This is a genomic window from Bradyrhizobium sp. CCBAU 11357 (genome assembly GCF_028128865.1).
Classification (GTDB): Bacteria; Pseudomonadota; Alphaproteobacteria; order Rhizobiales; family Xanthobacteraceae; genus Bradyrhizobium.
This window is the reverse complement of record NZ_LBJW01000100.1, coordinates 189,194-201,224: the sequence shown is the minus strand read 5'-3', so window position 1 is coordinate 201,224 and position 12,031 is coordinate 189,194. Positions and strand designations below refer to the sequence as shown.

The window sequence follows — 12,031 nt, the reverse complement described above, 5'->3', positions numbered from 1 at the left end:
TGCACCGAGCCCGTGGCTATCGATTCAACCTAAGCCATTCCGCTTTAGGGCTGCAGAGAGGCGCCTCAGCGATACCGCCCCCGAAAGTCGCGGGGGGACGCGCCGGTCCAGGTCCGAAAGGCCCGCGAAAAGCTCTTCTCGTTGCGGAAGCCGGCGATCTCGGCGATGCGCTTGATCGGCGTGCGGCCGCGCATCAGCTCCTGTTTGGCGAGTTCGAATTTTGCTTCCTCCTTGAGATCGCGCAGCGAGGTGGACTCCTCGCGCAGGCGGCGATGCATGGTGCGGGTGGAGAGGGCAAGCTCGCTGGCGACGTCCTCGGCCCCGAGGACGCGTCCGCGCGCATTGCGCAGCACGCGGCGGACGCGCTCGACCAGCAGGCGGTCGCGCCGGTAGGGCAGCACGGTGAGCCGGAGCGCGCCCTTGAGCATGTTGTCGAGATCGGCCGCGCTGCGCGTCAGCGGCAGCGACAGATAGTGCTTATCGAAGATGATGGCCGCGCGCTCCGCATCGAAGCGGACGGTCCGGCAAAAGATGGTCGGATAGACCGAGACGTGGCCGGGCTTGGGATAAGGGAACTCAGCCGCGCGGAGTGCGATCTGGGAGTCGACAGCCCAGCAGGAGAAGCCGAGCACGTAGCGGAGCAGGGTGACCAGGCAGAATTCGCGCAAAGCCCCGAGGTCACGCTGCTCCCGGATCGCCACGACCGCAGTCTCCTCGCCGATTTCGAGATCGAGCAGCACGTCCTCGGTGAGCAGGCGGTGATGCCGGCACCAGCGCTTGAGCGCGACCTCCAACGTCGGCGCGGTGATCGAGGCGCGGCACAGCATGCCGTAGGAGCCCCACGGCAGCCGGCGCGAGAACCAGCCGAGCGCCTCGTCATCGAGTTCGCGCATGGCGTGGCCCGCCAGCGCCTCGAACTGGGCCGCGGTGACGCGCCCATCCGGAGAATTGACCAGGTCCGGCGCAACCTGACCCCGGCTCAACGCCTCCGCGGGATCGCGGCCGTAACGCTCGTAGGCTGCGACCACGCCGCGGACGAAGGCGGTGGGGGTGACGGCGCGACGCGGGATCGCGGTTACGGCTTGAAAAGGCATCGGAATTCCCTCCGGAAAATCCTCGCCAAGTTTGGCGGAAAATGCAACCTTTTCGACCGGAGAAGGTCCCGGACCTCGCTAGGTTCGGACCCAAATTACGGAGGAATCGCCTTGAACATCCCGAGCATCGATTTCGATCTGGGCGAAGATATCGGCATGCTGCGCGACACGCTCCGCGCCTTCGTGGAGGCGGAGATCACGCCGCGCGCGGCCGAGATCGAGAAGGCCAACCTGTTCCCGGCAGACCTGTGGAAGCGCCTTGGCGACCTCGGCCTGCTCGGCATGACCGCGCCGGAGCAATATGGCGGCTCCAACATGGGCTATCTCGCCCATATCGTCGCCATGGAGGAAATCTCGCGCGGCTCGGCGGCCGTGGGGCTGTCCTACGGCGCCCATTCCAACCTCTGCGTCAATCAGATCCGCCGCAACGGCAATGACGCGCAGCGGCAGCGCTATCTGCCGAAACTGATCTCAGGCGAATATGTCGGTGCGCTCGCGATGTCCGAGCCCGGCGCCGGCTCCGACGTCGTCTCGATGAAGCTGCGCGCCGACAAGCGCGGCGACCGCTACGTGCTCAACGGCTCCAAGATGTGGATCACCAATGGCGGCGATGCCGACGTGCTGGTGGTCTATGCCAAGACCGATCCGGAGGCCGGCCCGCGCGGCATGACCGCCTTCCTCATCGAGAAAGGCTTCAAGGGCTTCACCCACGGTCAGCATCTCGACAAGCTCGGCATGCGCGGCTCCAACACCTATCCGCTGTTCTTCGACGAATGCGAGGTGCCGGAGGAGAACGTGATGGGCAAGGTGGGCGAGGGCGTCAAGGTGCTGATGTCCGGCCTCGACTACGAGCGCGCGGTGCTCTCGGGCGGCCCGCTCGGCATCATGGCGGCCTGCATGGACGCGGTGGTGCCGTACATGCACGAGCGCAAGCAGTTCGGCCAGCCGATCGGCGATTTCCAGCTGATGCAGGGCAAGCTCGCCGACATGTATGCGACCTGGCAGGCCACGCGCGCTTATGTCTACGCGGTGGGGCGCGCCTGCGACCGCGCCGACCATGCGCGCAGCCTGCGCAAGGACGCTGCTGCGGCGATCCTTTATTCCGCGGAGAAGGCGACGTGGATGGCCGGCGAGGCGATCCAAGCGCTCGGCGGGGTCGGCTATACCTCCGAATTTCCGGTCGGGCGCCTGTGGCGCGACGCAAAACTCTACGAGATCGGCGCCGGCACCTCCGAAGTTCGGCGCATGCTGATCGGCCGCGAGCTGATGGCCGAGACGGCTTAAGTCCTTCACCTCATTGGAATCACCATGCCGCTCCATTCCAGCATCGATCCTTCTTCATCAGATTTCGCGCGCAATTCCGAGGCCATGCGCGGCCTCGTCGCCGACTTGCGCGAAAAGCTTGCCCAAGTCGCCGGCGGCGGCGGCGAGGCCTCGCGCCAGCGCCATACCGCGCGCGGCAAGATGCTGGCGCGTGAGCGCGTCGACCTGTTGGTCGATCCCGGCACCTCGTTCCTGGAGCTGTCGCCGCTCGCGGCCTACGGCCTCTATGGCGGCGACGTGCATTCGGCGAGTGTCGTCACCGGCGTTGGGCGCATCTCGGGCCGCGAATGCGTGATCGTCGCCAACGACGCCACCATCAAGGGCGGCACCTACTATCCGATGACGGTGAAGAAGCATCTGCGGGCGCAGGACATCGCGCGGCAGAACAATCTGCCCTGCGTCTACTTGGTGGATTCCGGCGGCGCCTTCCTGCCGCTGCAGGACGAGATCTTTCCGGACGAGCGGCACTTCGGCCGCATCTTCTACAATCAGGCGCAAATGTCGTCGCAGGGCATTCCGCAGATCGCGATCGTGATGGGCTCCTGCACCGCCGGCGGCGCCTATGTGCCGGCGATGTCGGACGAGAGCATCATCGTGCGCAACCAAGGCACCATCTTCCTCGGCGGCCCGCCGCTGGTGAAGGCCGCGACCGGTGAGGTCGTCAGCGCCGAGGAGCTCGGCGGCGCCGATGTGCATTCGCGGCAATCCGGTGTGACCGATCACTACGCCCAGAACGATGCGCATGCGATCGGCATCGCCCGGCGTATCGTCGGCACGCTCAAACCTTCCTCGCGGCCGAACCTGAACATGCATAAGCCGTGCGATCCGCTGTTTGCGGCGGAGGAAATCTACGGCGTGGTGCCGGTCGACGGCCGCAAGCCGTTCGACGTGCGCGACATCATCGCGCGCGTCGTCGACGGCTCGGAGTTCGACGAGTTCAAGAAGCTCTATGGCACGACGCTGGTGTGCGGCTTCGCCCATATCTGGGGCTATCCGGTGGGCATCATTGCCAACAACGGCATTTTGTTCAGCGAGAGCTCGCTGAAGGGCGCGCATTTCATCGAGCTGTGCTGCCAGCGCGGCATTCCGCTGGTGTTCCTGCAGAACATCACCGGCTTCATGGTCGGCAAGAAATATGAGGCCGGCGGCATCGCCCGCGACGGCGCTAAGCTGGTGACGGCGGTCGCGACGGCGTCGGTGCCGAAATTCACCGTCGTGATCGGCGGCTCCTATGGCGCCGGCAATTACGGCATGTGCGGCCGCGCCTACGCGCCGCGCTTCCTTTGGATGTGGCCGAACGCGCGCATCTCGGTGATGGGCGGCGAGCAGGCTTCGATGGTGCTGAGCCAGGTCCGCCGCGACAATATCGAGGCCAAGGGCGACAGCTGGTCCAAGGAGGAGGAAGATAAATTCCGCGAGCCCATTCGCGCGCAATATGAGAGCCAGGGCCACCCATATTACGCAACCGCGCGGCTGTGGGACGACGGCGTGATCGACCCCGCCGACACGCGCCTCGTGCTCGGCCTCGGCCTTTCGGCGGCGTCGAATGCGCCAATCGAACCGACCAAATTCGGCCTGTTCAGGATGTGATGCGATGGACCGCTCAATGCTCTACCGGCGTTTTCGCACCCTCCTGATCGCCAACCGCGGCGAGATCGCCTGCCGCGTCATCCGCACCGCGCGGGCCATGGGCCTGCGCACGGTTGCGGTCTATTCCGAGGCCGATCGCGACGCGATGCATGTCGCGCTCGCGGACGAAGCCGTGCTGCTGGGCCCCGCCCGTGCCCGCGACAGCTATCTCAATATCGAGCGCTTGATCGAGGCCGCGCGCAAGACCGGCGCGGAAGCGGTTCACCCCGGCTACGGCTTCCTGTCGGAAAATGCCGAGTTTGCGCGAGCCTGCTTCGACGCCGGGCTGGTGTTCGTCGGCCCGACCGCCGGGATGATGACGGCTATGGGCTCGAAATCCGGCTCGAAAGAGCTGATGGAGAAGGCCGGCGTGCCGCTGGTGCCCGGCTATCACGGCGGTGCGCAGGACGACGCGACGCTGGCGAAGGCGGCCGAGAAGGTCGGCTTTCCCGTCCTGGTGAAGGCCTCCGCCGGCGGCGGCGGCCGCGGCATGCGCATCGTGCGCTCGGCTGATGAGCTTGCGCCTGCGATCGTCAGCGCCAAGCGCGAGGCCAAGGCCGCCTTCGGCGATGACCGCATGTTGATCGAGAAATACGTCGACAATCCCAGGCATATCGAGGTGCAGATCATCGGCGACAGCCATGGCAATCTGCTCTCGCTGTTCGAGCGCGAATGCACGTTGCAGCGCCGGCACCAGAAGGTGATCGAGGAGGCGCCATCGCCGACGCTCAATGCCGCGCAGCGCGAGACAGTTTGTGCTGCCGCGCGAAAGGCAGCGGGCGCCGTGAACTATGTCGGTGCCGGCACCATCGAGTTCGTCTCCGACGGCAAGGATGTGTTCTTCATCGAGATGAACACGCGCCTGCAGGTCGAGCATCCCGTAACCGAGCTGATCACGGGCATCGACCTCGTCGAGTGGCAGCTGCGCGTCGCCTTCGGCGAGGCGCTGCCCTTGAAGCAGGACGAGATCAAGCTCAACGGCCACGCGATCGAGGCGCGCGTCTACGCGGAGAATCCGACGAAGAACTTCATGCCTTCGGTCGGCAGAATCTCGACCTGGCGCATGCCGGCGGAAACCGGCGGCCTGCGCATCGACGCCGGCCATCGCGAGGGCGATAGCGTATCGCCCTACTACGATGCGATGCTCGCAAAGACGATTGCATGGGCGCCGACGCGGGACGTTGCGATCGACCGCCTGAACCGCGGCCTCGAGGAATCCGATGTCCGCGGTATCGTCACCAACATCCCGTTCCTGTCGGCGCTGATCACGCATCCGAAGGTGCGCGCGAATGCGATCGACACCGGCTTCATCGAGCGCGAGCTGGCGGTGCTGACATCAGCGGCGCCGGCACCCGGAGAGCTCGAGCTCTGCGCCGCAGTCGCCGCAATCGTGAACGCGGAGCGGCAGACGGCGCAAGCGGAAGCGAATTCGCCCTGGCAGACCTTTGGCTGGCAGCCGGTCGGCCGCCGCCAGCGCAGCTTTGCGTTCCGCGTCGGCCATGGTCCGGAGCAGAAGATCAAGCTGAACTACGGTAGCGGACCGTCGACGCTGGTGATCGGCGAGCGCGAGCTGGCGTTTACGATCGCGGCGAAGGACGGCGGCTTCGACCTGACCCTGGACGGCGTCAAATCATCGGTTGCGGCCGTGATCGACGGCCATGAACTGTACCTGCGCACGCGCAACGGCCGGTTCGACCTGCACTGGGTCGATCCGTTCGGCGGCGAGAGCGAGGAGCATGTCGGCGAGGACAAGATCGCAGCGCCGCTGCCGGGAACCGTCGTCGCTGTGCTGGCCGAGGAGGGGGCCAAGCTGGAGAAGGGTGCGCCGATCCTCACGCTCGAAGTGATGAAGATGGAGCAGACATTGCGCGCGCCCTATGCCGGCGTGCTGAAGTCCGTCAAATGCAAGGTCGGCGACATCGTGCAGGAGGGCGTCGAGCTCGCCGTGGTCGAGCCTGCAGGAGAGTGACATGAGCGACCGGGTCCGCATCATCGAAATGGGGCCGCGCGACGGCCTCCAGAACGAGAAGACGCCTGTCAGCGTCGAGGCGCGCATCGCGTTTGTCGAGGCGCTGGTCGCGGCCGGCCTCGATACGGTCGAAGTCGGCGCCTTCGTCTCGCCCAAGGCCATCCCGCAGATGGCAAGCTCGGACGCCGTGCTGCGCGGCATCGCGCATGTGAAGGACGCCGAATTTCACGTGCTGGTACCGAACGAGAAGGGCTATGATGCCGCGCGTGCGGCCGGCGCGAAAGTGGTCTCCGTGTTCGCGGCGGCCTCCGAAGGATTTTCGCGGGCGAACATCAACTGCACGGTTGCGGAGTCCATCGAGCGCTTCAAGCCGGTGCTGGCGCGCGCCAGGGACGATGGCATCAAGGTGCGCGGCTATATTTCCTGCGTGCTCGGCTGTCCGTTCGATGGCGAGATCAAGCCGAAGGCGGTGGCCGACCTCGCGAGCACGCTGTGGGATCTCGGATGCTACGAGATCTCGCTCGGCGACACCATCGGCGTCGGCACGCCTGATAGAGCGAAGGACATGTTGCGCGCGGTCAGCGCCAACATCCCGCCAGCAAAACTCGCGATGCATTTCCACGACACCTACGGCCAGGCGCTCGCCAACCTCTATGCGGGCATGGAGGAGGGCGTCCGCGTCATCGACTCCGCCGCCGGCGGGCTCGGCGGCTGTCCCTATGCGCCGGGCGCGACCGGCAATGTCGCGACCGAGGATGTCGTCTACATGCTCGAGGGCATGGGTATCAGGACCGGCGTCGATATGGACAAGCTGCTGGCGGCGACGAACGAGATGAGCGTCGTGCTGAGCAAGCCGCCGGTCAGTCGCGTGGCATCTGCATTGAACGCGAAGAAGAAGCGGGTGGGTTCGTAAGTCTCCGTCATTGCGAGCGCAGCGAAGCAATCCAGAGTCTTTCCGCGGCGGCAGTTGGATTGCTTCGTCGCAAGAGCTCCTCGCAATGACGGCTGGGGCAGCTCACGTAGGGTGGGCAAAGGCGCGAAGCGCCGTGCCCACCGTCTTTCGAGAGCATTGGCAGAAGGTGGGCACGCTTTCGCTTTGCCCACCCTACGAGACCTGCCGTTAGGCCGCCTTCAGCCCGACATCCGGCAAACGCGGCCGGTTCTTGAGCGCCTTCGCCATCATGGCCTCGACCTCGGCCTTCTCGTGCGGCAGCAGTGCGAGGCGCGGCGGGCGGGTCAGGGCGGTGCCGCGGCCCATGATGTGCTCGCACAGCTTGATGCACTGGACGAGGTCCGGGCGGGCATCGAGATGCAGGAGCGGCATGAACCATTCGTAGAGCGGCATCGCTTCGGCCAAGCGGCCGGCCTTGGCCAGGCGGAACAGCGTCTCGCCCTCGCGCGGGAACGCGTTGGACATGCCCGAGACCCAGCCCACGGCGCCCATGGCGACGCTCTCGACGATGACGTCGTCGAGGCCCGCGAACAGCACGAAGCGGTCGCCGACCATGTTGCGGGTGTCGATGAACCGCCGCGTGTCGCCGGAGGAATCCTTGAAGCAGACCACCGTCTCGACGTCGGCGAGCGAGGCCAGGATGTCGGGGGTGACGTCGTTCTTGTAGATCGGCGGATTGTTGTAGAGCATCACCGGCAGGTCGGTCGCAGAGGCGACGGCGCGGAAATGCGCGGCGGTCTCGTGCGGCTTGGAGGAATAGACCAGCGCCGGCATCACCATGACGCCGTCGATGCCGGCGCGTGCGGCTTCCTTCGCGGTCTCCACCGCAAAGGCGGTGGTGAACTCGGCGATGCCGCACAGCACGGGCACGCGGCCCTTCGCGACCGCCTTCGCGGTCTCCATGATCGCGACCTTCTCCTTGCGCTCGAGCGAGGTGTTCTCGCCGACCGAGCCGCAGACGATCAGGCCGGAGACGCCGTCGCGGATCAACCCGTCCATCACCTTGGCGGTCGCGTCGATGTCGAGCGAGAGATCGTCGTGGAATTGGGTGGTGACGGCCGGGAAGACGCCTTCCCAGGCAACGCGGCGGCTCATTGTTTGACTCCAGGTGAATATGCCGGCGGGGGGCTGGAGCCGCCGGCTCTTGTGAAAGGGATGGGGAACCGGATCAGAGCGTCGCGCCGACCTTGCGCAGCTCGGCGAGGACGGGGGCCTTGGGCAGCCAGATCTTGTCGAACTCGGCGATGACGGCCTCGGTGTCCTTGGCATCGACCTGGCGGATCGGGATCGGCGCTTTCTTGAAGTTCTCGATCAGCGTGGGCTCGTTGCCGGCGAGCTCGTCGATCTGCGCGTCCAGCGTCGACTTGACCGTCTTGGTGATCAGCTCGCGGTCGGCGGCGGGCAGAGACTGCCAGACCCGGCCGGAGACGACCGCGGCCATCGGCATGAAGACGGCGTTCATTTGCAGGATCACCTTCGACACCTTGTCGAAGCGCTGGTTCCAGGAGAATTCGAGATCGGCTTCGAGGCCGTCGACCTGGCCGTTGGCCATGGCGTCGAACACCTGCGGCGTCGGAATCGGCGTCGGCGCTGCGCCGAGCGATGAATAGAAATCGCGGTAGACCGGCGTCGGGTTGATGCGCAGCTTCATGCCCTTGATGTCGGCGAGCGAGTTCAGGTCCTTGGAGGAGAACACCGCGCGCATGCCGGTGATGCCCCAGCCGAGCCCGATCGTGCCGGTCTCCTGCGGCAGCACCTCGAATAGTTTTACGGCCGCCGGGTGGCGCACGAACTTCGCCACCGCCGGCGTCGAGCGGACGATATAGGGTGCGTTGATCGCGGCGATGTGCGGCACGCGCGAGCCGAGCTCGGCGGCCTGGATGAAGCCCATGTCGAGCGCGCCGGACTGCAATTGCTGCATCATCGCGGTCTCGTTGCCGAGCTGGCCGGAGTGAAACACGGTCAAGGTCAGGCGGCCGTTGGTGGCGGCCTTGAGCTCGTCGCCGAATTTGAGCGCGGCCTTGTTCCAGGAATGGCCGTTCGGCGTGATCAGGCCGAGGCGGAATTCCTTGGCCTGGGCGAGCGCCAGCGACGGGGCGAACACCGAGGCGGCGGCACTGGCGGCGAGAAAGTGGCGGCGTGAAAGCGGCATGGTCGGGCTCCTTTTGGGAATGGGCCTATTTGACGAGGATCAGCGAGAGCGAGGGATAGAGCGAGAGCAGCACCAGGAGGACGCAGGAGATGACGAAGAAGGGCAGCGTCACCATGAACATCCTGCCGGGCTTGGCGCCGGTGACGGCGGCCGCGACGAAGAAGCAGAGCCCGACCGGCGGCGACAAAAGGCCGAGCACGAGGTTGATCACCACGACGACGCCGAACTGCCGGGGGTCGATGTGATAGATCTCGGTTGCGACCGGCAGCAGGATCGGCACCGTCATGATCAGGCCGGGAATGCCGTCGATCACAGTGCCGATCACCAGCAGGATGGCGTTGCAGATCAGCATGAAGCTGACGGGATCCTTGGCGGCGGTCTGGATCCAGGCCGCGGTCTCCTGCGGCACCTTGCCGAAGATCAGCACCCAGGAGAACACGGCGGCCGCCGCGACCAGAAACAACACGATCGCCGAATAGATGGCGCTGCGCAGCATCATCTGCGGCAGCTGCGAGAACTCGAATTCCCTGGTCCAGAACTTTCCGACCAGCGCGGCGGCCACGGCGCCGACGGCGGCGGATTCCGTGGCGTTGGCGAGGCCGCCGAGAATGGTGCCGACGATGACGATCGGGATCAGCAGTGTCGGCGAGGTCCGCAGGATCGTCATGACGCGCTGGCGCGGCGTCTGATAGTCGGCGCGGGGATAGTTGTAGATGTAGCCCATCAGCGCGATGACGAGGCAGAACATCACGGTGAGGATGACGCCCGGCACGATGCCGGCGATCAGCATGTCGCTGACCGAGACCTGCGCCAACACGCTGTAGACCACGAACATCACCGAGGGCGGGATGATCGGGCCGAGCATGCCGCCATAGGCGGTGAGGCCCGCCGCAAAAGTCTTGTCGTAGCCCTTCTTCTCCATCTCCGGCACCATGATCTGGGCCATGATCGCGACCTGCGCGGTTGCCGATCCCAGGATGGAGGAGATGAACATGTTGGCGAGGATGTTGACGTAGGCGAGCCCGCCCTTGAGCGAGCCGACGAAGGCCATCGCCATGTCGACGATGCGCCGCGTGATGCCGCCGCCATTCATGATCTCGCCGATCAGAATGAAGAGCGGGATCGCGATCAGGCCGTAGCTGTCGACGCCGCCGAATAGCTGAAGCGGATAGGACTGAAACAGCACCGGGTTGCCCGACGCCGCGATATAGACGAGCCCGGCGAGGCAGAGGCAGAGGCCGATCGGCACGCCGACCAGCATGAACGCCATGAAGGCTGCTGACGTGATCATCAATTGACCCCGTCGAGCTCGGAGAGCTGGAAGCCTCTCAGCGGCGTGCGCGGGACCAGCTCGAGATCTTCCAGCAGATTGGCGAGGCCGTGCACGGTCATCGACACCGCGAAGATCGGCAGCGTCAGATAGAGCACCCAGGTCGGCCAGTTCAGCGTCTGGGTGCGCTCGGTATAGAGGAAGTTGAAGGTCTCGGCGGCGAGCTTGCGCCCGTCGAAGCCGGCGCGGGCGAGGCCGACCGGGTCCATCCAGAGCACGCAGGTGACGATCAGCGCGACGCCGAACACGACGACGAGCCCGGTCGAGATCACTTTTGCAAATTTCTGGTGCTGCGGCGACAGCCGCTCCGTCAGCATGGACACCGCAAAATCGAGCCGCAGCCGCGTCATCGCGGACGCCCCGATGAAGGTCAGCCAGACCACGCAATAAACGGCGGATTCGTCGATCCAGTAGATCGGGAAGTGCGAGTAGCGGGTGACGACGTTCACCAGGATCAGGCCGGTGAGCAGATACATCAGGCCCATCAGCGCCAGCCGCTCGCAGGCGAGCAGGGCACTCGACATCCGGACGATCATGCGTCGGAGGCTGAGTGCGCGCGTGGCCGGCATGGTCTGCTCGATCATGAAAGAGGCCCAACCCCCTGAAGATTTGTCGTGCGATTGCCAAATGTATAATTTATACATTTTGGGAGTCAAACGAAGTTTGCGGTCATTTCGTCGGCAGGGCGCGCTTTTGCCGGGCACTTTGGTTGTGGCGCCTCGGCTTTTGCCGGGCAGCTCGACATGCAAGACAGGGACCGCGTCGGCCGCACGAGTCGGGAAGGACAACGGACGATCAGATGAAACAGCCTCTGAAGCATCGCACCCTGTCGGCTGCGATCGTCGACCAGCTCCGCCAGGCGATCCTCGACGGCACCTATCCGGCCGGATCGCAGCTGCGCCAGGACGCGCTCGGCGAGGCCTATGGCGTCAGCCGCATTCCCGTGCGCGAGGCGTTATTCCAGCTCGAGGCGGAAGGCCTGGTGCGGATCGTTCCGCAGAAGGGCGCCATCGTCTCCGAGCTGTCGCTGGACGAGATCAACGACGTGTTCGACCTGCGCCGCATCCTCGAGCCGCGATTGCTGGCGCAGTCGGCGCCGCGTTTCACGACTGAGGATTTCGACGGGCTCGACAACATCCACAAGAGTTTCGAGAAGGCGATCAAGGCGCGCAACGTCAGTGAGTGGGGCCAGCTCAACGCCGACTTCCACATGGCGCTCTACGTTCACGCGCCGCAGCCGCGCACCCGCGCGATCGTGCTGTCGCTACTCCAGACCAGCGACCGCTACACGCGCCTGCAGCTCTCCAATACCAAGGCGATGGGCATTGCCGAGAAGGAGCACGCCCAGCTGATCGCGCTGTGCCGTGCGGAGAAGGTGGACGAGGCCTGCCGGTTTCTGGAGCGTCACATCGAGGCCGTGCGCAAGGATCTGCTGCAGGTCGTCGCCAACGCGCCGAAGTCGCGGCGGAAAGAGAATTCGTAGGGTGGGCAAAGGCGCGCAGCGCCGTGCCCACCATCTCTTCGTGACCGCCGACAGGTGGTGGGCACGCTTCGCTTTGCCCACCCTACGATAGCGACCGCA

Annotated in this window: 10 protein-coding genes; 5 read left to right on the top strand and 5 right to left on the bottom strand. The window is 65.5% G+C overall.

Annotated elements, in window-relative coordinates; translation table 11 throughout:
* Positions 1-65: 65 nt before the first annotated feature.
* Positions 66-1,094 (bottom strand): AraC family transcriptional regulator, encoded by a 1,029-nt coding sequence (locus XI05_RS18875; RefSeq protein WP_271504385.1) that lies wholly within the window; start codon positions 1,092-1,094, stop codon positions 66-68.
* A gap of 111 nt (positions 1,095-1,205) precedes the next feature.
* Between XI05_RS18875 and XI05_RS18870 the strand changes: the two genes are divergently transcribed.
* From XI05_RS18870 to XI05_RS18855, 4 genes are read left to right on the top strand one after another with little or no spacing between them, the layout of a single operon-like run.
* Complete coding sequence (locus XI05_RS18870) at positions 1,206-2,378, top strand: isovaleryl-CoA dehydrogenase (protein WP_183239297.1); 1,173 nt, start codon at positions 1,206-1,208, stop codon at positions 2,376-2,378.
* Between the two features lie 24 nt (positions 2,379-2,402).
* Positions 2,403-4,007, top strand: coding sequence for a carboxyl transferase domain-containing protein (locus XI05_RS18865; RefSeq protein WP_271504383.1), 1,605 nt, complete (start codon positions 2,403-2,405; stop codon positions 4,005-4,007).
* A 4-nt stretch (positions 4,008-4,011) separates the two neighbouring features.
* The gene (locus XI05_RS18860; RefSeq protein WP_271504380.1) at positions 4,012-6,015 is read left to right on the top strand and encodes an acetyl/propionyl/methylcrotonyl-CoA carboxylase subunit alpha; all 2,004 of its coding nucleotides are present in this window, start codon (positions 4,012-4,014) and stop codon (positions 6,013-6,015) included.
* Position 6,016: 1 nt separating this feature from the next.
* Positions 6,017-6,928 carry a hydroxymethylglutaryl-CoA lyase gene (locus tag XI05_RS18855; RefSeq protein ID WP_271504377.1) on the top strand — a complete coding sequence of 304 codons (912 nt, stop codon included), beginning with the start codon at positions 6,017-6,019 and terminating at the stop codon, positions 6,926-6,928.
* Between the two features lie 207 nt (positions 6,929-7,135).
* Here XI05_RS18855 and XI05_RS18850 read toward each other — a convergent pair whose 3' ends face one another.
* From XI05_RS18850 to XI05_RS18835, 4 genes are all read right to left on the bottom strand, one after another.
* On the bottom strand, positions 7,136-8,062 hold the full coding sequence (locus XI05_RS18850; RefSeq protein WP_271504374.1) for a dihydrodipicolinate synthase family protein: 927 nt from the start codon (positions 8,060-8,062) through the stop codon (positions 7,136-7,138).
* Between the two features lie 73 nt (positions 8,063-8,135).
* Entirely contained in the window at positions 8,136-9,119 is a 984-nt protein-coding gene (locus XI05_RS18845) for a TRAP transporter substrate-binding protein (protein ID WP_271504372.1), read from the bottom strand.
* Between the two features lie 25 nt (positions 9,120-9,144).
* Entirely contained in the window at positions 9,145-10,410 is a 1,266-nt protein-coding gene (locus XI05_RS18840) for a TRAP transporter large permease (RefSeq protein ID WP_212257020.1), read from the bottom strand.
* Positions 10,410-11,018: a TRAP transporter small permease gene (locus XI05_RS18835; protein WP_212257285.1), complete on the bottom strand. Its 609-nt coding sequence runs from the start codon at positions 11,016-11,018 to the stop codon at positions 10,410-10,412. Before XI05_RS18835 ends, XI05_RS18840 begins: the two co-directional genes overlap by 1 nt.
* A gap of 230 nt (positions 11,019-11,248) precedes the next feature.
* On the opposite strand from XI05_RS18835, the gene XI05_RS18830 reads away from it, so the two are divergent.
* A complete protein-coding gene (locus XI05_RS18830; RefSeq protein ID WP_271504368.1) occupies positions 11,249-11,932 on the top strand; it encodes a GntR family transcriptional regulator in 684 nt (227 codons plus the stop codon).
* Positions 11,933-12,031: the final 99 nt, after the last annotated feature.

Bases quoted from the DNA above. Each gene is read 5' to 3' on its own strand.
- XI05_RS18875 (WP_271504385.1), bottom strand. From the start codon at position 1,094: ATGCCTTTTCAAGCCGTAACCGCGATCCCGCGTCGCGCCGTCACCCCC.
- XI05_RS18865 (WP_271504383.1), top strand. From the start codon at position 2,403: ATGCCGCTCCATTCCAGCATCGATCCTTCTTCATCAGATTTCGCGCGC.
- XI05_RS18860 (WP_271504380.1), top strand. From the start codon at position 4,012: ATGGACCGCTCAATGCTCTACCGGCGTTTTCGCACCCTCCTGATCGCC.
- XI05_RS18855 (WP_271504377.1), top strand. From the start codon at position 6,017: ATGAGCGACCGGGTCCGCATCATCGAAATGGGGCCGCGCGACGGCCTC.
- XI05_RS18850 (WP_271504374.1), bottom strand. From the start codon at position 8,062: ATGAGCCGCCGCGTTGCCTGGGAAGGCGTCTTCCCGGCCGTCACCACC.
- XI05_RS18845 (WP_271504372.1), bottom strand. From the start codon at position 9,119: ATGCCGCTTTCACGCCGCCACTTTCTCGCCGCCAGTGCCGCCGCCTCG.
- XI05_RS18840 (WP_212257020.1), bottom strand. From the start codon at position 10,410: ATGATCACGTCAGCAGCCTTCATGGCGTTCATGCTGGTCGGCGTGCCG.
- XI05_RS18835 (WP_212257285.1), bottom strand. From the start codon at position 11,018: ATGCCGGCCACGCGCGCACTCAGCCTCCGACGCATGATCGTCCGGATG.
- XI05_RS18830 (WP_271504368.1), top strand. From the start codon at position 11,249: ATGAAACAGCCTCTGAAGCATCGCACCCTGTCGGCTGCGATCGTCGAC.